The organism is Nocardia violaceofusca NBRC 14427 (assembly GCF_963869435.1).
GTDB lineage: Bacteria > Actinomycetota > Actinomycetes > Mycobacteriales > Mycobacteriaceae > Nocardia > Nocardia aobensis.
This window is the reverse complement of record NZ_CAWMPM010000016.1, coordinates 23,871-49,664: the sequence shown is the minus strand read 5'-3', so window position 1 is coordinate 49,664 and position 25,794 is coordinate 23,871. Positions and strand designations below refer to the sequence as shown.

Sequence of the window (25,794 nt, the reverse complement as noted above, 5' to 3'; positions counted from 1 at the left end):
TACCGCCTGTGAGCAGCTGTTGTCGCATCACTGAGCGAAGCCTGCCGACCATTGATCAGCAGTCGGCCTTGGATCTGGAAGGAATAAAGACACACGATGTCCATCCACAGCCTCTGCCTGCCCTTGTGGCCGAGCAATGAGGAAAAGGAGCTGCGGGCCGCCGTCGCGGGAATTGTCGGCCGGTTCGGTCATGAGTACTACCGGTCCCAGGCGGCAGCCGGGGAACCCATGACCGAGTTGTGGGAGCAATTGGGTCGTGGCGGATATCTGGGGGTCAGCATCCCCGAGGAATACGGCGGCAGCGGTGCCGGGCTCACCGAGCTCGCCATCGTGCTGGAAGAACTGTCCGCGGGCGGCTGCCCGGAACTGGCCCTGGTGCTGTCCCAGGGCATCGCGGGCAGCGTGCTGGCACGGCACGGCACCGAGCAGCAGAAGCGCCGCTACTTGCCCGGAATCGCCAGTGGTGCAGAGAAGTTCGTCTTCGCTCTGACCGAACCGGATGCCGGTTCCAACTCGCACAATGTCGCTACGTGGGCCAAGCGCGACGGCGATGACTGGATCGTGCGCGGCACCAAGTACTACATCTCCGGAATCGACCACTGCGCCCATTTCCTGCTGGTGGCGCGCACCGGCACCGACGAGCACACCGGACGCGGCCGGCTCACCCTTTTCATCGTCGACGATCCCGCCGTTCCCGGCCTGAACCGCCAGCTCATCCCCACCGCACTCGGTGCTCCCGAGCGGCAGTTCACGCTGTTCTTCGACGATGTCCGGCTGCCCGCCGAAGCCGTTGTCGGCGAGGTCGACAACGGTCTCTCCGCATTGTTCGACGGTCTGAATCCGGAGCGAGTGCTCAGCGCCGTCATCTGTCTCGGGGTGGGGCGGTACGCGATCGACAAGGCGGTCCGCTACGTCAAGGAACGCAATGTCTGGGGTGTCCCGGTCGGCACGTACCAAGGCGTCCAACACCCCCTCACCGAGGCCGCCATCGAACTTGCCGGGGCTGCCTCGATGATCTGGCGTGCCGCAGCCGAGTTCGATACCGGGCTTCCGGCGGGCGAGACGGCGAACATGGCCAAATTTCTCGCCTCCCGGGCAGGCTACAAAGCTCTCGACGTCGCCATCCAAATGCACGGCGGCAACGGCATGGCCCACGAGTACGGTCTGGCGGACTTGTGGGGCATCGTGCGGCTGCAGCAGGTCGCGCCGGTGTCGACGCAAATGGTCCTCAATCACATCGCGCAGCACGGCCTCGGCCTGCCGAGGTCGTACTGAGGAGTTGCGGGACATGACAATGACTCTCGACGAGTTGCGCGAACTCGAGGGAACGCGACTGCCCGGTGGCGCCCTGGTCATCGAACCGCACGAGAACGCGATCCTGGAGCACGCCGTGCGCGCACCGCGGGCAGAGCCCGGCATCGCCCATCCGATGTGGTTCGTGGTGATCTCCTTGCGTTGCTCGGGTCTCACCGTGAACGAGCTGTGCGAGCTGGCGGGCAAGTCCGAGGACGACACCCTCTTGTTCGGCAGGTGTGAGATCGAGCAGCAGGCGCTGCTGAGCGTCGGTGCGCGCTACAGCGCGCAGGCATGCATCGCCGCGACCGGCACGCGCACCTCGCGCGACGGATCCCGGCTCGACAACCTGGACGTGCGCCTGGAGATCCGCGACGGATCGGGGACTCGCGTCGGTGCCGTGACCAGCGTCTACCTGTTCAAACGTGGAGGTGCGCAGTGACTTTCGTGCGCGAGATGCGGGTCGGAACCCGACTGCCCGAACGCCGGATCACCGCGGTGAGCCCGGACCACATCAAGATCGTCGCGCTCGTCCTGCGCGATTCGAATCCGATTCACTTCGACCTCGACGCGGTGGCGCGTGCCGGACTGGGCGACCGCGAAGTCAATCAGGGCGGCGCGACCATGGCCTACGTGCTGGATCTGCTCACCGAATGGGCCGGCGCACGCGACGCCCTGCGTCGGATCGACTGCTCCTTCCGGGCCAACGTCTTCGCCGGCGACGACGTCCTCGTCGGAGGCGAGGTGACCGCGGTGACTCCGGACGGGGCCGACTTGTTGGTCGACTGCGATGTGTGGGCCGCTGTGGATGGCCGGCGCGCCATTGTCGGCAGTGCCACCGTCGCCCTGGGGTGAGACGAAAATGCAAGGCGTAGAAGGGAATCCGCCATGACCGCACCTGGCGACTTCGACCCCGTTCAGATCATTCGGGGGTTTGCCCGCACTCGTCCGTGCGGCGTCGCGTTGCGTTGCGGGGACTCGGTGCTGACGTTCGCCGAGCTGGACGTTCGGGCCGGTCGGGTGGGCCGAGCGCTGTTGCGGTCGGGCGTCACCCGTGGACAGCGCGTCGCGTACCTCGGTCGCAACTGGCCGGAGTTCTTCGAAGTGCTGTTCGGATGCGCGAAGATCGGGGCGGTGCCGGCCCCGTTGAACTGGCGATTGACCGCTGCGGATCTCGCCCAATTGATCTCGGACGCCGAGGCGCGCTTTGTCGTGACCGACAGGGAGTTCGCCGATGCCGTACCACCCGGGGCGACCGGGTTGACCATCGGTGCGGGCTACGAGGCATGGCGTGATGCCGAGGACCCGGTGGACTCGGGGATCGTTTCGAAACCGGACGACGTCTTCATCCAGTTCTACACATCGGGCACCACCGGTCTTCCGAAGGCCGTCACCATTACCAATGGCAACCTGGCCCAGTTGTTCCACGCGGCTCGATACTGGCGCGTCGACTCGGAATCTGTTGTGTCCGTGGTGATGCCGCTGTTCCACATGGGTGGTTCGGCGTGGGCGTTCGTCGCACTGTTCCGTGGGGCGCAGTGTATCCTCGCCCCCGAATTCGATGCTGCGGCCTTGGTCGCGGATATCGGACGGTCGAAGATCACGAATGTACTTGTCGCACCGGCGATGCTGCAGATGATGGTCGACGTTCGCGGCACCGGGAAGGTGGACCTCCCGGCCTTGCGATCCATCGTCTACGGAGCCGCACCGATATCGATGCCACTCCTGCGTCGTGTCCAGGAGTCCTTCGACGCGCCGTTGATCCAGGTGTTCGGGCTGACCGAAACCTGCGGTGCCATCGTGCAACTGGAGCCCGAGGATCACCGCGGCGACCTGCTGGCCTCGGTCGGCAAACCCTACCCGTGGGTGGAGGTCGAAATCCGTGATCCCCACACCGAGTCGCGGCTGCCCAACGGCAGTGACGGTGAGATCTGGGTGCGTTCCGGGCAATGCAGCACAGGTTATTGGCGGCGCCCGGAAGCAACGGCACAGCTACGAACCCCGGACGGCTGGCTGCGCACCGGCGATGTCGGCCATTTCGATGACTCGGGGTACCTGTTCATCACCGACCGGCTCAAGGACATGATCATCACCGGCGGCGAGAACGTCTACCCGGCCGAAGTGGAGCGGGTTCTGGTGACCCATCCCCAGATTGCCGAGGTTGCCGTCATCGGTGTCCCCGACCATACCTGGGGTGAAGCCGTCGCGGCGATCGTGGCCCTCCGCCAAGGGGCACAGCTCGGTGAGGCCGCCCTGATCGACTGGGCGCGCCCGCGCATAGCCGGCTTCCGTCGCCCGCGGCGGATCGTGTTCATCGATTCCCTGCCGCGGAATCCGAGCGGCAAGGTGCTCAAAGCCGAACTGCGCCGGTACTTCCCGGACCGAGCGTGACGACGGATGTGGCGCGGACCGGGCGTCGCCCTGATCGCCGAGCGTCTGGCTGCCGACGGCTGGGACCTCACACTGTGCGCGCGCTCTCCGGATCTACTCGACGCGCAGGCGACACAACTCGGCGAGAACATCTGGCGAGCCTGACCCGAATCAAATGGCCCACCAGCCAACTTCAGGAGCAATCGAATGAGTTCAGGAGCAAAGAAGATGAGTACCGCCAGTGCCCGGACCGCCATCGTCACCGGAGCCGCGCGTGGCATCGGCGCGGCCACCGCGAGGGTTCTGGCTGCAGAGGGATTCGCCGTCGCGGTTCTCGACCTCGACGAGGCGGCATGCAAGACGGTCGTCGAGGAGATCGCGGCGACGGGTGGCCGCGCGCTCGCGGTCGCCGCTGACGTCTCCGATGAGGACGACGTCGCCGCTGCGGTGCAGCGCGTCGCCGCCGACCTCGGCGCACCCACCGTACTGGTGAACAATGCCGGAATCATCCGCGACAACATGCTTTTCAAGATGACCGCGGACGACTGGGACGCGGTGATGAACGTCCATCTGCGGGGCTCGTTCCTGATGAGCCGAGCCGTGCAGTCCGCCATGACGAGCGCCAAGTGGGGGCGGATCATCAATCTGTCCAGCACCTCGGCGCTCGGCAATCGCGGCCAAGCCAACTACTCCGCGGCGAAGGCCGGTCTGCAGGGCTTCACCAAGACGCTCGCGATCGAGCTGGGCAAGTTCGGCGTCACCGTCAACGCGATCGCGCCGGGTTTCATCGAGACCGAGATGACCGCGGCGACTGCCGCGCGCATGGGACTGTCGTTCGAGGATTTCCGTGACGCGGTGGTGAAGCAGATCCCCGTCGGCCGGGCAGGCAAGCCCGAGGACATCGCGAACGCGGTCACCTTCCTCGCGGGGGAAGGGGCGGGTTACATCTCCGGCCAGGTCCTGTACGTCGCCGGCGGCCCGACCGACTGATCTGTCAGGAGGACGAAAGATGATGATGTTCAACGGAGTCGCCGATCTTGGATCCGCGGTCGGCACCCATCTGGGCTACGGCGACTGGCTGACCGTCACCCAGCAGCGGGTGAATCTCTTCGCGGATGCGACCGGCGACCACCAATGGATCCACGTCGACCCGGAGGCGGCGGCCGTGGGGCCGTTCGGCGCCCCGATCGCGCACGGATTCCTGACGCTGTCGCTGGTGTCCTCGCTCACCGCGCCGATCTGGCGCGTCGAAGGACTGAAGATGGGAATCAACTATGGCTGCAACAAGGTCCGATTCCCTTCGGCGGTGAGGGTGGGTGATCGGATCCGCGCCGGTGCCGAACTCGGCGGGGTCGCTCCGACTCCGGCGGGAACGCAGATGACAGTCACCGTGACCGTCGAGATCGACGGCGGTGCCAAACCGGCCTGTGTGGCCGAATGGCTGCTGCTACTGGTGGATTGAGCTACCCGGCTGATCCAGCACGGCACGAAAAGGAGGTACCAGCCATGCATTTCACCGAAATCGACTATGCCGTCGCACGCGGAGCGGCAACGATCACCTTGCAGCGACCCGACAGACTCAACGCGTACACGTACCAGATGGCGCGTGAGATCGTCGCCGCGTGCGATCTGGCGGACGCTGACGACTCGGTGCGGGCCGTGATCGTGACGGGGCGAGGGCGTGCGTTCTGCGCGGGCGCCGACCTCGATCCCGACGCGGGGGAATTCGACCAGACCCGAAACACCGTTCCGGTCTTCGAGGACGGCACCGCGCGCGACGGCGGAGGCTACGCGTCCCTTCGTATCGCGGCCATGAAGAAGCCGGTGATCGGCGCGATCAACGGCCCCGCGATCGGGATCGGTTCGACGCTGACCCTGCCCATGGATATCCGAATCGCCTCCGAGAGTGCGCGTTTCGGATTCGTCTTCACTCGGCGCAGTCTGGTTCCCGAAGCCGCGTCGACCTGGTTCCTGCCGCGGCTCGTCGGCATGTCACGGGCGATGGAGTGGATCACGACGGGGCGGACGTTCGGAGCGGCGGAAGCGCTCGCGGGCGGACTGGTCTCCCAGGTATGCCCCGATGACGCCCTGCTCGATACGGCGACCGCGCTCGCCGCCGAGATATCCGAGAACGTGGCTCCGGTGGCTTTCGCCGCGGCCAAACGGATGATGTGGGCGATGTCCGAGCAGGGCGGTCCGTGGATCGCGCACCGGCTGGAATCGCAGGTGCTCGGGACGCTCATCGGCTCCAAGGATTTCGCCGAGGGCGTGGCCGCGTTCTTGGAACGGCGGAAGCCCGCGTTCCGACTCGATCCCGCTGCCGATCTCCCCGCGATGATCCCGGAATGGCCACGGCAAGGGGGCTGACCTGTTCGAAGTCGGTTCACTGGGTCGGATCGGCGAGATAGAGGCTGCTCCAGATGATTTGGGTGAGGGCGGCGGCCAGCGTGTCATCGTGCTCCGGGGCGGTGTTGCGGACCATCTGGTAGCAGACGCGTTCGACCATCCAGGTCAGGGCGTCAGCGATCTCGTCGGTGGGCATGGGACGGATGCGGCCGCTGGCCTGCCCGCGCTCGATGATCTTGCGGGTGGTGCCGCGAACGCCATCGATCAATTCGTTGAAGACTTCGGCGATGCCCTGGTCGTAGGCGGATTCCTCGACGACCGCGGACAGGATCAGGCGGCGGTTCCGATAGGTCGCGAGGACGTTCTTCATTGCCTGGTGCAGATCATCGGGATCACTCCGCTCGGCAGCCTGCCACCAGGTCTTTGCTGCTTCGGATATCTCGGTGAGCGCATGTTGCGCCAGGCGGCGCAGCAGTTCGCCCTTGTCCTCGAAGTACAGGTAGAACGTCGCTCGGGAGATACCGGCGGCGCCAGCCAGCCGATCGACGCTCAGTTCGGCGAACGTCAGGTTCTGCTCGCCCATCAAGGTCTCGGCCGCATCGAGCAGCCGACCCTCGAGGGCGACTCGCCTTTCTTGTCGCCGTGGCTGTGAACTGCGAGTCATCGGTGGCATCGGTGGCTCCAATCGCTGTGTGCGGCATCTTCGATTCTCGATCGCCGAGGGTGTCCAGGCCAGCCTAGACACAGGCTACGGACGTGATGTCCAGACGCAGGGCGGCATAGATCCGGATCGGCTCTGCGCACCTGAACGGTCGTGGACACTCTGTCTAAACTGACTGTCTTTACACAATGTCTTGACACTCTGTCTAATTCTGGTTTAGCGTCACATCCAGCGATGGTGGCCGTAAGGGTCGCGACCGCAAGAACCTCGAATCGTCGTCACCACGTCGCTTGTGAGCGAGCGGGAGAACGACGGCATTCAACGGTCATCGACAAGGGAGTCAGATGTATCCCGGCGCCTACGTTTCTCAATTTCCCGACAAGCCCGCTGCAGTCCTTGCCTCCACTGGCGAGGCACTCACTTATCGGGATCTCGATCAGAATTCGGCACGGTTGGCGCGTTTCCTCCACGAGGTCGGGCTGCGCCGCGGTGATCACATCGCGGTCTTGGCTGACAATCATCCTCGGGTCTTCGAAATATATTGGGCCGCAATGCGTTCCGGCTTGTACATCACGGTCGTCAACTGGCACCTCACGCCCGCCGAGGCCGCTTACATCGTCGACGACTGCGGCGCCGTTGTCCTGATCGCGGCAGCGTCCCTGGCCACCCTCGCCGAGCAGGTGGCCGGCGGCGCGCCCAATGTCCGCGTCCGCCTCGCCTATCACGGATCCGTTCGCGGCTACGACTCGTATGAGGAGGCGCTGGACAAGTCATCGGCGGAACCGTTGCCGGATCAGCCGCGCGGATCCGACATGCTCTATTCCTCGGGCACGACCGGCCGGCCGAAGGGCATCAAACCACCGCTGCCCGACTGCCAGGTCCACGAGCCGGGTGACAGCTACGTCGCGGTGTTCGGGCAGATGTACGGCTTCGGTCAGGACAGCGTGTATCTGTCCCCGGCCCCGATCTACCACGCCGCCCCGCTGCGGTTCAGCGGCGTGGTGCAGGCGCTGGGCGGGACCGTGGTGCTCATGGAGCGCTTCGACGCCGAGGAAGCGCTGGCGATGATCGAGCGATATCGGGTGACCCACAGTCAGTGGGTCCCAACGATGTTCGTGCGCATGCTCAAGCTGCCCGATGGCGTCCGCGGCCGGTACGACCTGTCGAGCCTGCGCGTCGCCGTGCACGCCGCCGCGCCCTGCCCGGTCGAGGTGAAGCAGGCGATGATCGACTGGTGGGGGCCGGTGTTGTACGAGTACTACTCGTCGACCGAGGGGAACGGGATCACCTTCATCTCCACCGAGGAGTGGCTGCGTAAGCGCGGTTCGGTCGGCCGGGCCGGCGTCGGAACCATCCGCGTCTGTGGCGACGACGGCACCGTGCTGGCGACGGGCAATACCGGGACGATCTACTTCGAGCGCGATACACCGCCGTTCGTCTACCACAACGACCCCGAGAAGTCCGCGCGCACAAGGCATCCGGTTCATTCGACCTGGACCACCACTGGCGACCTGGGCTATGTGGACGATGAGGGCTACCTGTTCCTCACCGACCGTCGGGCATTCATGATCATCTCCGGTGGGGTGAACATCTATCCGCAGGAGATAGAGAACTCACTCGCTTTGCACCCCAAGGTTTTCGACGTCGCCGTGATCGGTGTACCCGATCCGGAGATGGGCGAATCCGTCCTGGCGATCGTCCAACCCGTCGAGCAGTCCGACTCCGGTCCGGAGCTGGCGGATGAGCTGCAGAGCTATCTCCGCGAACGGGTCGCCGGTTTCAAGGTGCCCCGTCGCATCGAATTCACGCGCGATCTACCGCGCACACCCACCGGAAAGCTTGTCAAAGGCAAGCTTCTCGACCTCTACCGGTAGACCCGGCCACCTGACTCACCCTAGGAGAGAAAATGCTGATCCAAGCCGCGGTGCTGCGCGCCCACGACAAGCCTTACCAGATCGAGGACCTCGAACTGGCGGAGCCGGGGCCGGGTGAAATCCGCGTCCGGATCGCCGGTGCCGGGATGTGCCACAGCGACCTGCTGCCGCGGGTACCGAACTACGTCGCGAAACCGCCGATCATCACCGGGCACGAAGGCTCCGGAGTGGTCGAGGCCCTCGGCTCCGGCGTGACCGGCCTCGAACTCGGCGACCACGTCGTGCTGTCCTTCGACTCCTGCCGGACGTGCACCAACTGCCAGTCCGCGCAGTCCGCCTACTGCGACACCTTCCTCGCCAGAAACCTCGTCGGGCTCGGCATCGACGGTTCCACTCCCGTCACCGACGCAGACGACAAGCCGGTCGCGTCCCGCTGGTTCGGCCAGTCGTCCTTCGCTACCCATGCGCTGGCATCGGCCCGCAACGCCGTGCGGGTCTCCAAGGATCTGCCGTTGGAACTCCTCGGCCCACTGGGCTGCGGCGTCCAGACCGGCGCCGGTTCGGTTCTGCTGTCACTCGGAGTCCGGGCCGCGTCGAGCATCGTGGTGTTCGGGGCGGGCGGTGTCGGTCTGAGCGCGGTGATGGCGGCAAAGGTGGCCGGTGCGGCCACCATTGTCGCTGTCGACCTCAATCCTGATCGACTGGAACTGGCTCGGGAGTTGGGCGCCACGCATGCGTTCGACGGCGCCGATGAGAAGCTGGCTGCGGCCATACAGGAGGCCACCTGCGGCGGCGCGCATTACAGCCTCGACACCACCGGCCTCCCTGCGGTGATCTCCACCGCGATCCGGGCACTGCGGTCCACCGGAACCTGCGGTCTGGTGGGCATCCAGCGCGGTGATCTGGTGATCGACCCGTCGGACTTGGCCGTCGGCCGTACCGTCACCGGGATCATCGAGGGCAGCGCCGTCCCACAGGTTTTCATCCCACAGCTGATCGCGCTGTGGGAGCAGGGCCTGTTCCCGTTCGACCGGCTCATCCAGAGCTTCCCCCTCGACCGCATCAACGAGGCGGAACAGGCGACCCTGTCCGGCGCCGTTGTCAAACCGGTACTGATTCCCGCCTGAGAGCTACTGCAGAACAGCGGATTCGATCACAAAGGAAGCTCAGCATGCCTGAACACGACTCCTTCTTCATCGGCGGGACCTGGGTCCGGCCGATTGGCGAAACCACACCGATCGCCGTCATTTCCCCCACCGACGAGCAACGTTTCGGCACCGTGCCGGCCGCCGGTCCCGCAGATGTGGACCGCGCGGTCGCCGCGGCGCGCGGCGCGCTGGCAGCGCCCGAATGGGCCGGGCTCATCGCCGAGGACCGGGCCGCAATGCTGGAGCGCCTGGCCGACGAGTTGCAGAAGACTCTCGCCGATCGTGCGGCGCTGACCACCCGGCAGAACGGGATGCCGATCGCGGTGGCGACCTTCGCCGAAGGCGCAGGGCCGATCGGACTGCTGCGGTACTGCGCTGCCCTGGCCCGGACCATCGCCATCGAGGAACGCCGGCCGCGTGCCGACGGCCTGGGCGACACGCTGGTCCGGCGCCAGCCGGTCGGCGTGGTCGCGGCGATCGTGCCATGGAACTTCCCGCAGGCGCTGACCATGGCCAAGGTGGCGCCCGCCTTGGCCGCGGGATGCACCGTGGTGCTCAAGCCGGCGCCCGAAACCTCCTTGGACGCATTCGAACTCGCGGCCGCCGCCGAGCGGGCGGGGTTGCCCGCGGGGGTGCTCAACGTGGTTACCGGTGGTGTCGACGTCGGCGAGCACCTCGTCGCGCATCCGGGAGTGGACAAGGTCGCCTTCACCGGCTCCACCGCGGCAGGCCGCCGCATCGGCGAAGTATGCGGCCGCCTATTGCGGCCGGTCACCCTGGAACTCGGCGGCAAGTCCGCGGCGATCGTCCTCGACGACGCGGATCTCGCCGCTACGATCACCGGCCTGGCGACGAGTTCGCTGCTCAACAATGGGCAGACCTGCTACTTGTCCACCCGAATCCTCGCCCCGCACAGCAGGTATCGGGAAGTCGTCGATGCGGTCGCCGGGCTCGCCACCACATTCACCGTCGGCGATCCCATGGATCCGGCCACCCATGTCGGTCCGTTGGTGAGCAGCCGGCAGCGCGACCGGGTGGAGTCCTATATCGCCGCGGGGAAGGCATCGGGTGCCCGGATCGCGGCGGGGGGTGGACGACCCGACCGAGACCAGGGCTGGTTCGTCGAGCCCACGGTCTTCGCCGACGTGGACAACAGTTCGGTGATCGCCCGCGAGGAGATCTTCGGCCCGGTGCTGACGGTGATCCCCTACGGCGACATCGACGAGGCCGTGGCGATCGCCAACGACTCCGAATACGGTCTCGGCGGCACGATTTGGACCTCCGACCCCGAGAAGGGGGTCGAGGTGGCGCGGCGGGTCGAGACCGGGTCTATCGGAGTGAATTTCTACAACCTCGATATCGGTGCGCCCTTCGGCGGCGTGAAAGCCAGTGGACTCGGTCGGGAATTCGGCCCGGAGGGGCTGAACGCCTATGTCGAACTGAAGTCGATCTATCTATCTCCGCGGGAGACCGCACGATGAACCCTCTCATCTCTACTCGCCCGTACGACGCGATCGACCTGTCCACGCGCGCATTCTGGTCCACCACCGCAGCCGATCGCGAGCGGAGCTTCGCGGTCCTGCGCGAGCAACGCCCCGTCAGCTGGCAGCGCCCCCCGGAGTCGCTGCTGCGGAACCCGGACGCCGTGGGCTTCTGGGCGGTCGTGCGTCATCGCGACATCGTCGAAGTCAGCCGCAACCATGATGTCTTCATCTCCGGCAAGGGCGTGATGTTCGAAGACATGCCCGAGGAAGCACTCGAAGCCACCCAGTCCTTTCTCGCCATGGATCCGCCGCGGCACACCAAGATTCGCAAACTGGTCAGCGCGGCCTTCACCCCGAGGCAGGTCAAGCGCATCGAGGTCCAGATCAAGACCAATGCCGCAACCATTGTGCGCGAACTGGCCGAGGCCGGCAGCGGGGTGGATTTCGTGCGCCACTGTTCCAGTCTGCTGCCGTTGCGCACCCTGGCGGATATGGTCGGTATCCCGGAAGATCGCCGTCTGGAAGCGGCCGAGGCCGCCAACGACCTCGTATCACTGACAGATGAGGTTCACCTGGCCGGGCGTGACCCGCTCACGCTGCTCATGGTCCAGACCGTATACCTGCACCAGCTGGCGCTCGAGATGGCCGAACAGCGGAGAGTCCATCCCGAAGACGACCTCATGACCAACCTCGTGCAGGCGGAGATCGACGGGGAGCGGCTCACCGACAAGGAGATCGCCGCGTTCTTCGTTCTGCTGTGCGTCGCGGGCAACGACACCACCCGGCAGACGACCAGCCATGCCCTGCGGGCGCTGACCGACTTTCCGGAGCAACGGGAGTGGCTGATGGCCGACCTCGACGGCCGGATCCCCACTGCCGTCGAGGAATTCGTGCGCTGGGCCACGCCTGTGATGACGTTCCGCCGCACCGCCGTCGCCGACTACGAACTGGGCGGCCAGATGATCGAGGCCGGTGAAAAGGTGGTCATGGTCTATCCCTCCGCCAATTGGGACACCTCGGTCTTTTCCGAGCCCGATCGGCTCGACCTGAGTCGTAATCCGAACCCCCACTTGGGTTTCGGCGGCGGTGGCAACCACTTTTGCCTCGGCAATCATGTCGCGAAGAGTCAACTGCGGGCGCTGTTCTCCGAACTGCTGCGCAATATTCCGGACATTCAGGCCGGTACACCCGAGTATCTCGTCGGCGATTTCATTCATGGCGTCCGCGCGATGCCGTGCGTGTTCGGCACGTGAAGGAGTGGGACGTGAAGGATTCGAGCGGGGCGTCCATTGCCGGCCTCGGCATCACCGAGGTCGGCAAGGTCTACGGCCGCAGCGCCACCGACTTCGCCGCCGACGCGGTGCGCCGCGCTGCCGCCGACGCGGGATTGCGGACGACAGACATCGACGGATTGCTGGTTTCCAGTGGTCTGCGGCGCGATCTCGGTATCTCCCTGGCCAATGTTCTCGGATTGCGCGATCTGCGACTGCTCACCGAAATGAACGCCTACGGTGCCACCGCGGGATCGATGCTGACGTACGCGGCGGCCGCGGTGACGAGCGGTATGGCCGAGACCGTGGCCTGTGTTTTCGCCGACGCGCCATTGCAACCCAAACTGTCTGCGGGCGCGGCCTATACCGGACGCGGCCGCAAACCGGCCACCGGCTTCGCGAGCTACAACATCGCCAGCGGCATCACCAACGCGAATGCCAGATACGCGCTCGCCACCCGCCGACACATGGAGACCTACGGAACCACCAGTGCACAGCTCGGGCACATAGCGGTCGCACAGCGTTCCTGGGCGGAACTGAATCCACCTGCCCAGCTGCGTGATCCGATCACCTTGGCGGATCACCAGAATTCTCGCTGGATCGCCGACCCCCTGCATCTGCTCGACTGCTGTCTCGTCTCCAACGGCGGGGCGGCGGTGATCGTCACCACCGCGGATCGGGCACGAGACCTCGCGCAGCCGCCGGTCGACATCCTCGGCTGGGGTCAGGGTCATCCCGGACAGCTCGCCGAGCGGGGTTCGGAGTTCGGGTTGCGCACGGGCGCAACAATTTCTGGCCCGATCGCACTGAAGATGGCCGGGGTCTGCGTCGACGACGTCGACCTCCTCGAGCTCTACGACTGCTACACCTTCACAGTCCTGATCACCTTGGAGGACTACGGGTTCTGCGCGAAGGGTGAGGGCGGCGCCTTCGTCGCCGACGGGCGGCTCGGGCCGGGAGGCGCCTTGCCGGTGAATACCGGTGGCGGGCAGTTGTCGTCGTACTACCTGTGGGGCATGACGCCTCTCACCGAAGCCGTCATCCAAGGGCGCGGCCACGCGGGCGAGCGCCAGGTCGGTAAACGCGACGTGATCATGGTGAGCGGCAACGGCGGCGTCCTCGATCACCATTCGACTCTCGTCTTGAAGGGGGCGTGACAACCTTGACCACACAGATCTCCGGTCCCACGGTCGTGCGCGACGAGCGCAGCGCCGTGTTCTTCGATGCCACCGCGGACGAACGTCTGCTCATCCTCGAGTGCTCCGATTGTGGTCATCTGCTCGCGCCGGAATTACGCACTTGCGCGTGTGGAAGCTCGAACCTGGAGTGGCACCAGGCATCCGGTTCAGGTGAGCTGATCTCATGGTCGGTGGTCCACCATCCGCCGCATCCGGCCTTCGCGGACCAGGTGCCCTTCCCGGTAGGACTGATCGAACTATCCGAGGGGCCTTGGATCAATGCGCGCATCATCGGTATCGAACCCGACCGGTTGCGTGCGGGGTTACCCCTGACCGTCGCGTTCGTGCATCCCGAAGAGGGCGACTCGTATCCAGTTTTCGCCCCGATGTGTTCGAGTCCGGTGGTGGTCTAGGTGTCGTTGATCCTGACGGAAGAACAGCGCGCGTTCGCCACAGCGCTTCGCGCCTTCGCCGATCGAGAGGCCGGCACCCGGGAGCAGCTCACCGCGCTCTCCGACGAACGCTTCCGCGGGCACAATCCCGATCTCCACGAGAAGCTCGCCGAGCTGGGATATGTCGGCGTCGGCATCTCGGAAGCGCACGGCGGCGGGGGCGGGGGCGCTGTCGAGCTCTGCCTGCTGATCGAGGAGGTCAACCGCGGTTTGCTTCCGATCGCGGGGCTCGGCGTCAGCATGATCGTGGCGAGTCCCTACGAGCGGTTCGGCACCGCGGCTCAGAAGCAGGAAATCCTGGGCGGCATCTGCGCGGGCCGGGTCGAGGCCATCGCCATGAGCGAGCCGGAAGCGGGATCCGACGTCGCCAATCTATCCACACGGGCCGTGCTGTCCGGTGACGACTATGTGATCAACGGGCAAAAGATGTGGACCACAGCGGCGCACGTCGCGGATCATCTGCTCGTCGTGTGCCGGACCGATCCGGCGAGCATCCGGCACGAGGGCCTGAGCATGATCAGCGTGCCGACCTCGACACCCGGCCTGACGATTCGGGCGATCGAAACCATGGGTGGTAGCGAGGTGAACGAGGTCTTCTTCACCGATGTCCGGGTTCCGGCCGATCGACTCCTGGGTACCCCCGGCGACGGCTGGCGGCAGCTGATGGCGGGGCTCAATCACGAACGACTGCTCTGCGCGGCGCAGGGCCTGGGCCGCGCGCAGCGCGCCTTCGACGATGCGCTGGCATATGTCAAGGAGCGCAAGCAGTTCGGACGCACGATCGGCAGCTTCCAAGCCGTGCGCCACCGCATCGCGGATCTCGCCACCGCGATCGAATCGACCCGGCACCTGGTCTACGGAATCGCGCACATCGTTGACGAGAACCCGGAAAAGCCCTTGCCGCGTGAGGCTTCGATGGCCAAGGTGCAGGCTGCGGAGCTCGCCAAGCGCGCCACCCTCGAAGCGATGCAGCTGATGGGCGGCGCCGGATATGCCGTCGAGTTCGGAATGGAGCGCCAGGTTCGACAGGCGATCGCGATCACGATCGGCGGCGGCGTCTCCGAGGTTCAGCGCGACATCATCGCCAAGTCCTACGGGCTTTGAGATCGCAGATGGCTCAGAGGATCCCGATCGATGGCGTCCCCGCACGCCTTGTACTTCCGACGAAGGAATCGAGATGACCCCACAAATCACACCCGAACGGCTGGCGTCGTTGTTCCGGCCGAGCAGCGTCGCGCTGGTCGGTGCGTCGGACAAGTCGGGGTTCTCCCATACGGCGTACCGCAATCTGCTGAAGGCCGGCCACGGCGACCGTGTGTTCCTGGTCAACCGTCGCGGCGTGGAAACACATCGGCGCCCCACGGTCACCTCGTGCGCCGCGATCGGCGAACCTGTCGATGTCGCGTTCATGATGGTGCCGCAGGCAGGCATGCTGGATGCGCTCACCGATGCGGCCGCGGCCGGGATCCGCAACGCGGTAGTGCTTTCGTCCGGTTATGGGGAGGCGGGTGCCGCCGGTCGGCGCGCGCAGACCGAACTCGTCGCCCACGCCGAATCCCTGGACATGCTGTTGCTGGGGCCGAACCACCTCGGCTTCGCCAACTTCGCCGATCAGGTGCCGGTCGCGTCGATCCCCGGCCTGCCGCGTGAGTCCGGGCCGGTGGCGCTGCTGTCACAGAGCGGGGCCAGTTGCAGCGCCATGGTGGACTTCGCGACCATGACCAATATCGGACTGTCCTACCTGGTCACCCTCGGCAACGAGGCGATGATCACGGCCGGACATGTGCTGGACTACCTCGTGGACGATGAGCACACCCGGGCGGTGGCGATCTTCATGGAGGCCATCCGCGATCCGGAGGTGTTCCGCGCAGCCGCCCGCCGGGCCGCCGAAGCCGGCAAGGCTGTGGTGGTGCTCAAGGCGGGCAGCAGCGAACTCTCCGCACGGACTGCGGCGGCGCACACCGGCGCGCTGGTCGGGGACGACGCCACGATCGATGCGATATTCGGCGACCTCGGCGTCATCCGGGTCGACTCTGTCGAGGACATGCTCATCACCGCCGGCGCCGCCGCGCACCTCGGACGCTTGGCGCGGCCGGGGATCGGTGTGGTGTCGATTTCCGGTGGGGCATGCGACATTCTGGCCGACCGCGCCGAAGAGATCGGCGCGCCGCTGCCCGCCATCGCCGAGACCACGGTGGCGCGGCTGACCGAGATCCTGCCCGAGTACGGGACCGTGCAGAATCCGCTGGACGTCACTGGCGCGGCGATCATCGATCCCGGCATGTTCACCCACTGCATCGAGGCCATGTCCACCGACCCGTCCGTCGGGGTGGTCGCGGTGATCAACAGCCTGCCCTGGCAGGGCGGTGACAAGCCGTACTCGGCCCAGGTGGCGGCCAACGCCATCGGTGCCGGCATCGGCAAGGCCGCCGGACCCGTCGTCTATGTCAGCCAGGTGGTCCAGCCGATCACCGACTACACCCGTCGAGTCATGGCCGAGGCCGGGATTCCTTATGCCGTGCCAGGACTGAAGCAGGCCGTGGTCGCGTTGCGCAACATCGGCTGGTGGTCGGAGACGACCAGGGATCTGAACGGCCCGCGAACACTCGACGCGCCGCCGGTAGTGCCAACGATCCGAGACAGGCGGGGACCGTGGTCGGAAGAATCGGCCCGCCGATTGCTCTCCGACGCAGGCATTCCGGTGGTCCCGGGCCGTCTGGTCGACTCCCCGGACGACGCCGTCGCCGCGGCGGCCGAGTTCGACGGAGCTGTGGCGGTGAAGATCGTGTCGCCGGATATCTTGCACAAGAGCGACATTGGCGGCGTGCGCCTCGGAGTGATCGGCGACGCGGAGGTCCGTAAGGCATACCGGGCGGTTGTCGCGGCGGCCGAAGCGGTTCCGGATGCCCGGATCGAGGGTGTGCTGGTATCGCCGATGCGTTCGGGCGGTGTGGAACTGCTCGTCGGCGTGGTGCGTGACCCACACTGGGGCCCGATGCTCGCGGTCGCACTCGGCGGAGTGTTCGTCGAAGTCCTACGCGACTCGGCCCTGACACCCCTACCCGTCACCCCGGCGAAGGCCCGTCGTCTCCTCGGGGAGTTGCGTGGCCTACCGCTGCTGCAGGGTGCGCGCGGCGCGGAACCCGCCGATCTCGACGCCCTCGCCGAGGTGATCTCCCGAATCGGTGCGCTCGCCGAGACATTGGGGGAGAACTTCGAATCATTGGAGATCAATCCCTTGCGAGTGGCAGGCGCCGTGGTGGAAGCTCTGGACGCCCTGGTCAGCTGGAAGCACGACGCCTGACATCACCCCCGGGAAATTCGCGCACAGGCTGCGGCGGTCGAGACCGATCGACCGCTACCAGCCGCTGCAGTGGACCTCCCACGCCACCCCATCGACCGTCGTCACCTCCGAATCCGGCGGCATCGACAAAGTGAGTGCCTTCCTCAACGTCACCACCACCAGCGTCCACACTTCCCCGGACAGATACCGGCGCGGCTGGCGGCCGCCGGTGCGGGGATTCCGATGAGCACGCCGGCGTTGAATGTCAACAAGGTGTGCCTGTCGGGGATCGAGGTGATCGTCCTGGCCGACCAGTTCGTCCGGTCCGGGGCGTGTGAGGTGGTTGCCGGGGACATGGGGTCGATGAGCGGGCGCCGCACTTGTTGCCCGGTTCGCACGCAGGCTACAAGACCGACGTGCTCGGCGACATTTCCCGCGCCGAACCGGACGAGTTCGCGCTGCGTTCGCATCAGTTGGCGGCCAAGGCGTGGATCAACGGACTCTTCGACGCCGAGGTCCACGGCGGGTCTACTGTTCCAGGAACTCGAGCGCGTGTGTGACGAATTGGTCGTGGTATTGGAAGATGCCGCCGTGTCCGGCGTCCTCGTACAGTCGGAGCCGGCTGTTGGGAAGTCGGTGCGCCAGGTCGACGGTGTTGTTGCTGGGGACCATCCGGTCGTGGTCGCCGTTGACCACCAGGACGGCCTGGTGGATCGTGGACAGGTTGGAAGGCTCTTGTCGGCCCCACGCGTGGATGGCTTTGAGCTGAGCCCGGAAAGCCAGTGGCGAGATCGACTTGTCTCGATCGTGCTTGCGTTCCTTCAGTCGTTGCACGAATTGCCGGGCTGCTGCTTTCCCGTTCGCGGTCCGGGTGAAGAACAGGTATTCCTTCGGGTCTTTGAAAGTCATTGTGGCTCTTGCGATATCGAACAATGTGACTCGTGTGACCTTGTCGATGCCGGTGCCGCCGGCCGGTCCGGTGCCGGCGAGGATGATCTTTCGGACGAGTTGCGGGTTGTGCTGGGCGATCACCTGCGAAACGAATCCGCCCAGGGAGAAGCCGAGGAGATCCACCTGTGTGAATCCGAGTGCTCGGATGAACGCGACCGCATCGTGGGCCATGGCGGTGACCGAGGTTGGTGTGGCGCCTTTCGACGCCCCCACGCCCGCGTTGTCGAAGGTGATGACCCGGTGCCGGGCGGCGATTCCGTCGACGACTCGGGGATCCCAGTTGTCCAGAACCGCTGCCAGGTGGTTGAGGAAGATCACCGGCACGCCGGTGTCGGGTCCGAGTCGCCGGTAGGCGAAGGTCCTGCCGTCGACGTCGACGAACCTGGTCGGTGTGTCTTTGTAGGGTGCGTTCACGGTTTCTCCTCGAGGGTTTCGCGCACCTGATGGCGTGGGGGGACGCGGTAGCCGGTGCCGGGCTCAGTTGGCCAGTTGTGGGTATTGGGTGGTGATGTCGGCGGCGAGCCCGGCCTTGACGTGGCGGGAGATATCGTCGGCGAGCACCTCGTGGGCTCCGGTTTCGATGCCGTCGAGTGCGAGTGCGGCGACTTCGGCTGCGCTGGTTTTGGGTGCTTGGATGCCTGCGGTGAGGTCGGTGTCGACATAGCCGACATGTAGTCCGGTGACCGCGATGCCGTGTGGCTGCAATTCCAGGCGCAGGGAGTTGGTTTGCGACCACAGCGCGGCTTTGGACGCGCTGTAGGAGCCGCCGACGGCGAGCCAGGAAAGTACCGAGTGGACATTGAGGATGTGCCCGCCGCCGTTGCGTTCGATGGTGGGTGCGAAGGCGCGGGTGACGAGTAGTGGGCCGTAGAAATTGGTGTCGAATTCGCGGCGGATGTCGTCGATCGGAGATCCGAGGAAGGAGGCGCCGACCGAGACGCCGGCGTTGTTGATCAGGATCGTGACGTCGGGGGCCAGGTCGGCGGCGGCGGTGACCGAGGCGAGGTCGGTGACTTCGAGGGCGACCGGGACGGCGTCGGGATGGGTCACGGTCCGCGGGTTGCGGGCGGTGGCGTAGACCTTGCTCGCACCGCGCTGGTAGAGGTTCTCCACCAGCGCTTTGCCGATTCCTCGGCTGCCTCCGGTGACAAAGACGACGGCACCTTCGATTGCGGTCATTACCGACTCCTAACTGTACTGGCCTGGTGCGAATATGGGTTGTCTACAGGCCGCGCTCAGGATCGCTCGGAACGAGATTCCGCGAGCGTGCGGACCGGTGTGTCGGATGCCGCTGGATATCGTGAGCGCCGGACCGACCGGCAAATTGAATTACGATCATAATATCATGGATCGGGAACGCTCGGCGGTTGACGGCCTTGCCGCGGTAAAGGAGTTGTCAGATGAGATACGCAAGCGAGCACAAGGCGGCGACCAGGCGCCGGATCGTCGAGGCCGCCGGTCGCCGGTTCAAGCGGGACGGGCTCGACGGCTCCGGCGTCGCCACGCTGATGAAAGACGCCGGGCTGACCAACGGCGCGTTCTACGCTCACTTCGAATCGAAGGAGGACCTGATCGCGAACGCGGTCGCAGCTCAGCTGGATGAGCAACGCGCCGCCGTAGATGCCGAGGTTCGCGATCGGGACGGACTCGAACGGTTCGTGCGTTCCTATCTGTCGCCGGCGCATCGCGACACCCCCGAAGACGGCTGCCCGTCGGCCGCTCTACTCGACGAGATCGGACGCTGCGCGGATCGGACAAAGCAGGCCTACACCACCGGGATGCTGGCGATTGCCGATGACATCGCTGTTCTGCTCGCCCCACACGATCCGGCATCGGTACGCGTCCAGGTGCTCAGCGTCTTTGCGATGATGGTGGGCGCACTGCAACTGTCGCGCGCCCTCAGCGATCGACAACTCGCGGACGAGGTACTGGAACGGGCTGTTCGAGACGTACTGGCGATCGTGAATGCCGATCGACGACACAACTGATAGATATCGAAAATGCCTTCGCGCCGCGAGCGCTGTGTGAGGGATGGGGCCCGTCCTCACGACTGTGCAACGTGGTTGCGGCGTAGTCCTTCGGAGGTGTGGGCGTTCCGGAGCGCGACCTTGTCGATCTTGCCGACAGCGTTCTTGGGGATGGTGACCGCCACGATGAACGAGGTCGGGCGTTTGTACGGGGTGAGGTGGCGGTCGCAGACGGCTTTCAACGCGGTGGGGTCGATGGTCGAGCCCGGTCGTGGCTGGACGTAGGCGACGACGACTTCTCCCCACTTTTCGTCTGGTATGCCGATTACGGCCGCTTCGAGCACCGAAGGGTCGCGGGTCAGGACGTCTTCGATTTCCTTGGGGTAGATGTTTTCTCCGCCGCGGATGATCATGTCCTTGGAGCGTCCGACCAGGGTCAGGTAGCCGTCTTCGTCGACATGACCGATGTCGCCGGTGTGCAGCCAGCCGTCGACGATAGCGCGCGCGGTATCGTCCGGCCGCCCGAGATAGCCACGCATGACGTTGCGGCCGCGCACGGTGATTTCCCCGTTCACCCCTGGCGCCACCTCTGCGCCGGAGTCGTCGATGATCCGAATCTCCTGCCCCGGGAAGGGAATTCCCGCGATGCCGGGGCGCCGAGGTCCTGAGAGGGGATTGAGGGTGGAGCCGCAAGTTCCTTCGGACAGGCCGTAGCCTTCGATCAGTGGGAACCCGTAGCGTGCTTCGAAGCGGGTCAGCAGTTCGGCCGAAGCCGGTGCCGCGCCGCAGATTCCGAAACGCAGCGACGAGGTATCGGGCCGGACGTGGTCGGGGAGCGCGGCGAGCATGCTGTAGATCGTCGGTACCGCGCTGAAGAAGGTGGGTCGCTCGCGTTCCACGATGTCGAAGAACGAGCGGGGATCGAACCGGCCGGCGATCACGACTGCGGCGCCGGCGAGCAGCGGCGCGAGGATGCTGACCACGATGCCGTTGACGTGGAACAGCGGCAGGATCAGCAAGCATCGGTCTGCTGGTTCCAGTTGCAGGGCTTGCACTCCCATGGCCGCCATGGCGTCGAGGTTGGCGTGATCGAGCATCACCCCTTTCGGCACCCCGGTCGTGCCGCTGGTGTAGATGAGCAAGGCCAGGGTGGAGGAGTCCACTCGCGGCTGTTCGATCCGTTCGACCACAGTTCGATAGAAACGGTCCAGCGTGGCCGAACGTCGTTGTGTGCCAGGAAGACCCGATGAGGCGCTCTCGAGGTCGCCGACGGCGAGGGTTGGGGCGTCGCCTGCAGCAGCTACGCCCTCGTCGACCACCACCAGCCGAGCGCCGCAGTCATCGAGCTGTCGAACAACTTCGATATCGGTCAGGCTCGGATTGACCGGAGTGATCGTGGCGCCCAGCCGCCAGGCCGCGAACAACAGCACGACGAACTCCGCGCGGTTTCTCAACCGCAGCGCGACGACATCATCCTGGCCTATCCCGAGCCTGCGAAGGTGGTGGGCCGCCGCGCGGACACGATCCAGCAGTTGAGCGTTGGTGAGCGACTGCGACCCATCGGCGATCGCGGGACCGTCCGGAGCCAGTTCAGCGCGGCGGTCGGGTAGTGAGGCAAAATTCATCGCGGGCCTATCTATTTCGATGTGAGACGGTCCGATGCGGGAGACGAGGGGGCCGGTTGCGCACCGAGGTGCCGGGTCAGGAATTCGATTTGGTCGGTGACCAACGCCTCGAATGCGTCGCCGAGGTAGAAGTCGAAATGACCGGCGTCGTAGGTCTTGACTTCGCCTCGCGGCGCGGTCTTCGCGTATCGGAGGGTCTGCGCGGGTGGGGTGACGGTGTCGTTGTTGCTGACACAGAACAAGATCGGCATCGTGACCTTTTTCGCCGAACGGCCGGGCCGATAGGCGGCGATGCTCGGAATCACCCGCGCCGCGGCCTCGTTGACAAAGGTCGTTCCCTCGGGGATCAGGGCTCGATAGCCGGGGAGGGCGTCCGGGGCGCTCATCAAGGCCGGCGATCCGGGGGGTGCGGCCAGCGGCAACGTCACCGGTGCGCGTCCGGTGGCCGCGGCGGCCAGGTCTCGCGCGAGGACCGGCATCAGCTCCAGCGAGGCGATCGGGCCCAGCGCGAGAGCGGAGGCCAACCCGTCGGTGAACGGGCACTGGGCCACGGCCGCTCGCAGTTCGGGGTGTCGCGATGCCACCGTGATCGCGTGGCCGCCGCCGAAGGAGCTGCCCCACACCGCGATTCGTGTGGTGTCGAGGTCCCGGCGAGCTTTCACGTACTCGATGGCGGCATCCCAATCCGCGAGCTGTCGTGTGATCGACAGGAGTTGGCGGGGTTGGCCGCCGCTGTCGCCGAAGTGCCGGTACGTGAAGACCAGACAGGCGATTCCGGCCGTGGCGAAGCGTTCGGCGAAGGCGTCCAGGCGCATCTCCCGCGTCGCGCCGAGGCCGTGGCCGAGGACGGCGACCGGAGGCGAGGTAACGCCGGTCGGAAGGTAGAGCCATGCCGCACAGGTGGTGTCTCCGGAGGAGAAATAGACGTCTTGGCGGGTGAAGGACTTTTTTGCGGCCATCGCGGATCTCACCGTCCACTCGTCGAGCGAGGTCCGGGCACAGTACCCAGCTTCAGCGCTTGCTGGTAGATATCGGGGTTGTAGAGGGGGAGTTCGCCGGTAGCTTCGGTGCTGTCCATGTAGTCGAGCATCAGCTGTTGTCCCTGCTTCGACAGCGCGGTGCCGAGGAACTCGGTGCGCTCGACGTGGAGTCCGTCGGTCAGTGACATCGAGCCGCCGAAATACACCGCGCGTTTGATGGCCTCGACCGATTTCTTCGTTCGTGCCCCGAAATGTGTCGCGAGTTCCACTGCCCTGGTGACGACTTCGTCCTGGGGGACCACCTCGTCGACGGCCCCGTTGGCCAGAGCCTGGGCGGGGGTGAACGGTTTGCCCTCGAGAATCGCGACCAGGGACTTGTGGGTGCCGATCAGTCGAGTCAACCGCTGGCTGCCGCCGCCGCCGGGCATGATGCCGAGCAGTACCTCGGGTTGGCCGATGCAGAAGTCGCCGTCGGCCATCACGCGAAGGTCGTTGGCCCACGCGAATTCCGCGCCGAGACCGAGAGCCGAGCCGTTGAGGGCGGCGACGTAGATGACCCCGCTGCGGTTCATTCGAAGGAATGTCGAGTGCAGGCGCTCGAGTTCGACCGCGGGCCCCATCGGGGTACGGTTCACCAAGGGGCCCAGGCGGGCCCGGTCCACATTCTTGGCGGTACGTGCGAGGACGGAGGCGCCGAGTCGGTTGACCGCGGGCACCGCGGCGCCGCCTTCTTGCAGCCACCGCACATCGGCGTGACTGACGAACCGGTCGGGGTGGGTTCCGGTGAATACGACGGCGTGGACGTTCGGATCGTGATCGGCCCGGTCTACCAACTGCTCCAGTTGGTTGGAGATCTCCAGACCGAACAAACCGTGCGGGCCGCCGTCGACCCTTGCAATCAGAACGGGGCCCCGGTCCTCGATCTCTAAATGGCCTTTGCTGTGAAGTCGCATCGGATTCTGCTTCCGTGGTGGGGGTGAGTCGGCGTGCTGGACGGACGCTGGACCGCAGCTGAATAACGAAGTTATCAGCTAGCATAACGAAGTTACCGAGTGTGTGGCAAGGGCTATCGCAGCGGGGCAATGCTCCTGCGAGTCGCCGGGCGCCCGTGGAGTCGAGTGAGGGACATGAGCGAGATGTCAGCGGATACGACCGCGGAAACCGTGCCGGAGCGGCTGATCAACGTGACCATCGAGCTGCTCGCCGAGCAGGGGCCGTCCGCCGTCAAGGCGCGGACGGTGGCCACCGCGGCCGGCCTGTCGACCATGGTGGTGTACAGCCACTTCGGCGGCATTCCCGAACTCGTTCGCGCAGTCGTCGACCGGGGTTTCAAGGAACTCGACGGAGCGTTTTCTCGCCTGCCGGTGACCGACGACGCGGTCGCTGATCTGTTTGCGATGGCATTGGCGTGCCGTCGGGTCGCACGGCAGAATCCGCACCTCTACGATCTGATGTTCGGTCTGTCCACCCGGGCGACATATAGGCCCATGGGGGAGGCCGACCTTCGCCTCAGTGGCCGCTTGCCGGCGTTCCGCGAGGCCCACGCGCACATGATCGAGTCGTGTGCCCGGCTGGTCGAGTCGGGCCGGATCGATGCGCAGGACCCCGAAGTCATCGCTGCTCAACTGTGGAGTTTCGTCCACGGTTACATCACGCTCGAGCTGGGCGAGCATTTCGCCGACTTCGACGACGCGGTGAGGCAGGTGATGGCACCGATGGGTGTGAATCTCGTCGTCGGCCTCGGAGACGACCGGGCCACCGCCCAGGCTTCACATGAAAGGGCCCTGCGGCTCTACGGCGCGACCGACTCTGCTTCCTCTCGATGAGCGGATTCGGCGGGCCGGGGTGTGCTGCGGCTACCTGGGATCTGCCGTGGTGGGGCGAACCGAGATAGCGGCAGCGTAGTGATCGCGCCGCCGGCGGCATGACCCGTGCCGGGCCCGCCGGCGCGAAGCAGCGGTGTGCGTGCTCCTACTTCGTCGTGGCAGGCGGCTTCTTGCCGAGACCGGGCACCAGTTGATTCTGCCTGCCCAGTGCGTCGATCTCCTGCTCCAGCGTCGGAACGGCTTTGGCTGCGAAGCGTCGGGCCCAAGGCCAGGCAAGTGGCGAATTCACCACGCCCTTGGCCCAATTGGCCACGCCGACCGCGCGCGGGACATACACCCGGCTGCGGCGCCGCGCGAGCGCGTCGACGATCGCGCCGGCCGCATCGTCGACGCTCGTGGTGACGTTGCCCGGATAAGGCAGCCGGCTGCGCATTTCCATGAACGACGGAAGATCCGCGTCCGCCCCTCGGACGAGGTCGGTGTCGATCCACGACGGATGGACGACGCCGGCGGTGATACCGAGGTGCGCCACCTCCTGCCGGTAGGCCAGGGCGAGCATTTCGACGCCTGCCTTGCTCGCGCTGTAGGAAGCCATGGCGGGTAATGGGAGAAACGACAGCGCGGAGGCCACCACCAGCACGTGCCCGCGGGTGCGTTCCAGATGCGGCGTCGCATGCTTGAGAGTGCGGAACACGCCGTTGAGGTTGATGTCGACGACGCGGTCGAACATTGTTTCATCCAGTTGCCGCACCGTCCCGTACGCGGCGATTCCGGCATTGGCGACCAGGTAATCGATACCGCCCATGATTTCGGCGCAGTCGTCGATCGCCGACCGCAGCGCCGCGCTGTCGCGCACGTCGGCCTCACGCCAGGATGCTGTGGGCCCGAGGTCGCCGGCGATCGCGCGCAAGCGGTCGGGCTCGAGTCCGATCAGCGCCACTCGGGCGCCCCGGGCGGCGGCAATGCGCGCCACCTTCTCTCCGATGCCTCGTGCGGCTCCGGTTACCACCAGTCGTCGACCTGCCAAGCTTCGTTGCATCCGCATACGATAACTTCGTTATAGCTACCTGGCAAGGATTGTCTCC

At 65.9% G+C, this 25,794-nt stretch carries 25 protein-coding genes and 1 pseudogene; 19 read left to right on the top strand and 7 right to left on the bottom strand.

What is annotated here, in order from left to right; genetic code table 11:
- Nucleotides 1-117 precede the first annotated feature (117 nt).
- The 8 genes from AC5592_RS15265 to AC5592_RS15230 all read left to right on the top strand — a co-directional run bounded on the left by AC5592_RS15265 (nt 118) and on the right by AC5592_RS15230 (nt 6,030).
- On the top strand, nt 118-1,275 hold the full coding sequence (locus tag AC5592_RS15265; protein WP_198163850.1) for an acyl-CoA dehydrogenase family protein: 1,158 nt from the start codon (nt 118-120) through the stop codon (nt 1,273-1,275).
- 13 nt (nt 1,276-1,288) lie between these two features.
- Nucleotides 1,289-1,735 (top strand): hypothetical protein, encoded by a 447-nt coding sequence (locus AC5592_RS15260; protein WP_063064572.1) that lies wholly within the window; start codon nt 1,289-1,291, stop codon nt 1,733-1,735.
- Nucleotides 1,732-2,148, top strand: coding sequence for a MaoC/PaaZ C-terminal domain-containing protein (locus AC5592_RS15255; protein ID WP_063064571.1), 417 nt, complete (start codon nt 1,732-1,734; stop codon nt 2,146-2,148). The genes AC5592_RS15260 and AC5592_RS15255 overlap by 4 nt, the downstream gene beginning before the upstream one ends.
- A 33-nt stretch (nt 2,149-2,181) precedes the next feature.
- Nucleotides 2,182-3,684, top strand: a complete 1,503-nt coding sequence (locus AC5592_RS15250) for a class I adenylate-forming enzyme family protein (RefSeq protein ID WP_063064570.1) — start codon at nt 2,182-2,184, stop codon at nt 3,682-3,684.
- 6 nt (nt 3,685-3,690) lie between these two features.
- Nucleotides 3,691-3,828 (top strand): hypothetical protein, encoded by a 138-nt coding sequence (locus AC5592_RS15245; protein WP_157121883.1) that lies wholly within the window; start codon nt 3,691-3,693, stop codon nt 3,826-3,828.
- 63 nt (nt 3,829-3,891) lie between these two features.
- Complete coding sequence (gene fabG, locus AC5592_RS15240; RefSeq protein WP_063064569.1) at nt 3,892-4,653, top strand: 3-oxoacyl-ACP reductase FabG; 762 nt, start codon at nt 3,892-3,894, stop codon at nt 4,651-4,653.
- A 19-nt stretch (nt 4,654-4,672) separates the two neighbouring features.
- Nucleotides 4,673-5,125: a MaoC family dehydratase gene (locus AC5592_RS15235; RefSeq protein WP_063064568.1), complete on the top strand. Its 453-nt coding sequence runs from the start codon at nt 4,673-4,675 to the stop codon at nt 5,123-5,125.
- Between the two features lie 44 nt (nt 5,126-5,169).
- Nucleotides 5,170-6,030, top strand: a complete 861-nt coding sequence (locus tag AC5592_RS15230; RefSeq protein WP_063064567.1) for an enoyl-CoA hydratase-related protein — start codon at nt 5,170-5,172, stop codon at nt 6,028-6,030.
- Between the two features lie 16 nt (nt 6,031-6,046).
- Here the strand turns inward: AC5592_RS15230 and AC5592_RS15225 are convergent, their stop codons facing one another.
- Nucleotides 6,047-6,673: a TetR/AcrR family transcriptional regulator gene (locus AC5592_RS15225; RefSeq protein ID WP_269750191.1), complete on the bottom strand. Its 627-nt coding sequence runs from the start codon at nt 6,671-6,673 to the stop codon at nt 6,047-6,049.
- A gap of 341 nt (nt 6,674-7,014) precedes the next feature.
- Here AC5592_RS15225 and AC5592_RS15220 point away from each other — a divergent pair, with 341 nt between their 5' ends.
- The 9 genes and pseudogenes from AC5592_RS15220 to AC5592_RS15180 form a co-directional block, all read left to right on the top strand.
- Nucleotides 7,015-8,544, top strand: a complete 1,530-nt coding sequence (locus AC5592_RS15220) for an acyl-CoA synthetase (RefSeq protein WP_063064565.1) — start codon at nt 7,015-7,017, stop codon at nt 8,542-8,544.
- Nucleotides 8,545-8,576: 32 nt separating this feature from the next.
- A complete protein-coding gene (locus AC5592_RS15215; RefSeq protein ID WP_063064564.1) occupies nt 8,577-9,671 on the top strand; it encodes an NAD(P)-dependent alcohol dehydrogenase in 1,095 nt (364 codons plus the stop codon).
- Nucleotides 9,672-9,715: 44 nt separating this feature from the next.
- Entirely contained in the window at nt 9,716-11,173 is a 1,458-nt protein-coding gene (locus AC5592_RS15210; protein WP_063064563.1) for an aldehyde dehydrogenase, read from the top strand.
- Nucleotides 11,170-12,429 carry a cytochrome P450 gene (locus tag AC5592_RS15205; RefSeq protein ID WP_063064562.1) on the top strand — a complete coding sequence of 420 codons (1,260 nt, stop codon included), beginning with the start codon at nt 11,170-11,172 and terminating at the stop codon, nt 12,427-12,429. The genes AC5592_RS15210 and AC5592_RS15205 overlap by 4 nt, the downstream gene beginning before the upstream one ends.
- Before the next feature lie 11 nt (nt 12,430-12,440).
- Nucleotides 12,441-13,604 carry a thiolase family protein gene (locus AC5592_RS15200; RefSeq protein WP_063064652.1) on the top strand — a complete coding sequence of 388 codons (1,164 nt, stop codon included), beginning with the start codon at nt 12,441-12,443 and terminating at the stop codon, nt 13,602-13,604.
- Nucleotides 13,601-14,038 (top strand): Zn-ribbon domain-containing OB-fold protein, encoded by a 438-nt coding sequence (locus AC5592_RS15195; RefSeq protein WP_063064561.1) that lies wholly within the window; start codon nt 13,601-13,603, stop codon nt 14,036-14,038. Before AC5592_RS15200 ends, AC5592_RS15195 begins: the two co-directional genes overlap by 4 nt.
- Nucleotides 14,039-15,181: an acyl-CoA dehydrogenase family protein gene (locus AC5592_RS15190; protein WP_063064560.1), complete on the top strand. Its 1,143-nt coding sequence runs from the start codon at nt 14,039-14,041 to the stop codon at nt 15,179-15,181.
- A 73-nt stretch (nt 15,182-15,254) separates the two neighbouring features.
- Nucleotides 15,255-17,381, top strand: a complete 2,127-nt coding sequence (locus tag AC5592_RS15185; RefSeq protein ID WP_063064559.1) for an acetate--CoA ligase family protein — start codon at nt 15,255-15,257, stop codon at nt 17,379-17,381.
- A 177-nt stretch (nt 17,382-17,558) separates the two neighbouring features.
- Nucleotides 17,559-17,878, top strand: a pseudogene (locus AC5592_RS15180) (thiolase family protein); the annotation flags it as partial.
- Between the two features lie 10 nt (nt 17,879-17,888).
- On the opposite strand, the gene AC5592_RS15175 reads toward AC5592_RS15180, so the two are convergent.
- Nucleotides 17,889-18,725 carry an alpha/beta fold hydrolase gene (locus AC5592_RS15175; protein ID WP_063064557.1) on the bottom strand — a complete coding sequence of 279 codons (837 nt, stop codon included), beginning with the start codon at nt 18,723-18,725 and terminating at the stop codon, nt 17,889-17,891.
- Nucleotides 18,726-18,788: 63 nt separating this feature from the next.
- A complete protein-coding gene (locus AC5592_RS15170; RefSeq protein ID WP_036502185.1) occupies nt 18,789-19,490 on the bottom strand; it encodes an SDR family oxidoreductase in 702 nt (233 codons plus the stop codon).
- A gap of 221 nt (nt 19,491-19,711) precedes the next feature.
- Between AC5592_RS15170 and AC5592_RS15165 the strand changes: the two genes are divergently transcribed.
- A complete protein-coding gene (locus AC5592_RS15165; RefSeq protein ID WP_036502184.1) occupies nt 19,712-20,299 on the top strand; it encodes a TetR family transcriptional regulator in 588 nt (195 codons plus the stop codon).
- Between the two features lie 56 nt (nt 20,300-20,355).
- Here the strand turns inward: AC5592_RS15165 and AC5592_RS15160 are convergent, their stop codons facing one another.
- Genes AC5592_RS15160 through AC5592_RS15150 form a run of 3 tightly spaced genes read right to left on the bottom strand, consistent with a single transcriptional unit; the run spans nt 20,356 to nt 23,836 of the window.
- On the bottom strand, nt 20,356-21,903 hold the full coding sequence (locus tag AC5592_RS15160; protein WP_063064556.1) for a class I adenylate-forming enzyme family protein: 1,548 nt from the start codon (nt 21,901-21,903) through the stop codon (nt 20,356-20,358).
- Nucleotides 21,904-21,914: 11 nt separating this feature from the next.
- Nucleotides 21,915-22,862: an alpha/beta hydrolase gene (locus tag AC5592_RS15155; protein WP_063064555.1), complete on the bottom strand. Its 948-nt coding sequence runs from the start codon at nt 22,860-22,862 to the stop codon at nt 21,915-21,917.
- Nucleotides 22,863-22,870: 8 nt separating this feature from the next.
- A complete protein-coding gene (locus tag AC5592_RS15150; RefSeq protein WP_063064554.1) occupies nt 22,871-23,836 on the bottom strand; it encodes an enoyl-CoA hydratase/isomerase family protein in 966 nt (321 codons plus the stop codon).
- Nucleotides 23,837-24,046: 210 nt separating this feature from the next.
- Here AC5592_RS15150 and AC5592_RS15145 point away from each other — a divergent pair, with 210 nt between their 5' ends.
- Nucleotides 24,047-24,709 carry a TetR/AcrR family transcriptional regulator gene (locus AC5592_RS15145; protein WP_371507219.1) on the top strand — a complete coding sequence of 221 codons (663 nt, stop codon included), beginning with the start codon at nt 24,047-24,049 and terminating at the stop codon, nt 24,707-24,709.
- Nucleotides 24,710-24,854: 145 nt separating this feature from the next.
- Here the strand turns inward: AC5592_RS15145 and AC5592_RS15140 are convergent, their stop codons facing one another.
- Complete coding sequence (locus AC5592_RS15140) at nt 24,855-25,748, bottom strand: SDR family oxidoreductase (RefSeq protein ID WP_063064651.1); 894 nt, start codon at nt 25,746-25,748, stop codon at nt 24,855-24,857.
- Nucleotides 25,749-25,794 lie beyond the last annotated feature (46 nt).

What these genes read in the sequence shown, in the direction of transcription:
- AC5592_RS15260 (WP_063064572.1), top strand. Translation starts at nt 1,289, where the DNA reads ATGACAATGACTCTCGACGAGTTGCGCGAACTCGAGGGAACGCGACTG.
- AC5592_RS15250 (WP_063064570.1), top strand. Translation starts at nt 2,182, where the DNA reads ATGACCGCACCTGGCGACTTCGACCCCGTTCAGATCATTCGGGGGTTT.
- AC5592_RS15245 (WP_157121883.1), top strand. Translation starts at nt 3,691, where the DNA reads ATGTGGCGCGGACCGGGCGTCGCCCTGATCGCCGAGCGTCTGGCTGCC.
- fabG (WP_063064569.1), top strand. Translation starts at nt 3,892, where the DNA reads ATGAGTACCGCCAGTGCCCGGACCGCCATCGTCACCGGAGCCGCGCGT.
- AC5592_RS15235 (WP_063064568.1), top strand. Translation starts at nt 4,673, where the DNA reads ATGATGATGTTCAACGGAGTCGCCGATCTTGGATCCGCGGTCGGCACC.
- AC5592_RS15230 (WP_063064567.1), top strand. Translation starts at nt 5,170, where the DNA reads ATGCATTTCACCGAAATCGACTATGCCGTCGCACGCGGAGCGGCAACG.
- AC5592_RS15225 (WP_269750191.1), bottom strand. Translation starts at nt 6,673, where the DNA reads ATGACTCGCAGTTCACAGCCACGGCGACAAGAAAGGCGAGTCGCCCTC.
- AC5592_RS15220 (WP_063064565.1), top strand. Translation starts at nt 7,015, where the DNA reads ATGTATCCCGGCGCCTACGTTTCTCAATTTCCCGACAAGCCCGCTGCA.
- AC5592_RS15215 (WP_063064564.1), top strand. Translation starts at nt 8,577, where the DNA reads ATGCTGATCCAAGCCGCGGTGCTGCGCGCCCACGACAAGCCTTACCAG.
- AC5592_RS15210 (WP_063064563.1), top strand. Translation starts at nt 9,716, where the DNA reads ATGCCTGAACACGACTCCTTCTTCATCGGCGGGACCTGGGTCCGGCCG.
- AC5592_RS15205 (WP_063064562.1), top strand. Translation starts at nt 11,170, where the DNA reads ATGAACCCTCTCATCTCTACTCGCCCGTACGACGCGATCGACCTGTCC.
- AC5592_RS15185 (WP_063064559.1), top strand. Translation starts at nt 15,255, where the DNA reads ATGACCCCACAAATCACACCCGAACGGCTGGCGTCGTTGTTCCGGCCG.
- AC5592_RS15170 (WP_036502185.1), bottom strand. Translation starts at nt 19,490, where the DNA reads ATGACCGCAATCGAAGGTGCCGTCGTCTTTGTCACCGGAGGCAGCCGA.
- AC5592_RS15165 (WP_036502184.1), top strand. Translation starts at nt 19,712, where the DNA reads ATGAGATACGCAAGCGAGCACAAGGCGGCGACCAGGCGCCGGATCGTC.
- AC5592_RS15160 (WP_063064556.1), bottom strand. Translation starts at nt 21,903, where the DNA reads ATGAATTTTGCCTCACTACCCGACCGCCGCGCTGAACTGGCTCCGGAC.
- AC5592_RS15155 (WP_063064555.1), bottom strand. Translation starts at nt 22,862, where the DNA reads ATGGCCGCAAAAAAGTCCTTCACCCGCCAAGACGTCTATTTCTCCTCC.
- AC5592_RS15150 (WP_063064554.1), bottom strand. Translation starts at nt 23,836, where the DNA reads ATGCGACTTCACAGCAAAGGCCATTTAGAGATCGAGGACCGGGGCCCC.
- AC5592_RS15140 (WP_063064651.1), bottom strand. Translation starts at nt 25,748, where the DNA reads ATGCAACGAAGCTTGGCAGGTCGACGACTGGTGGTAACCGGAGCCGCA.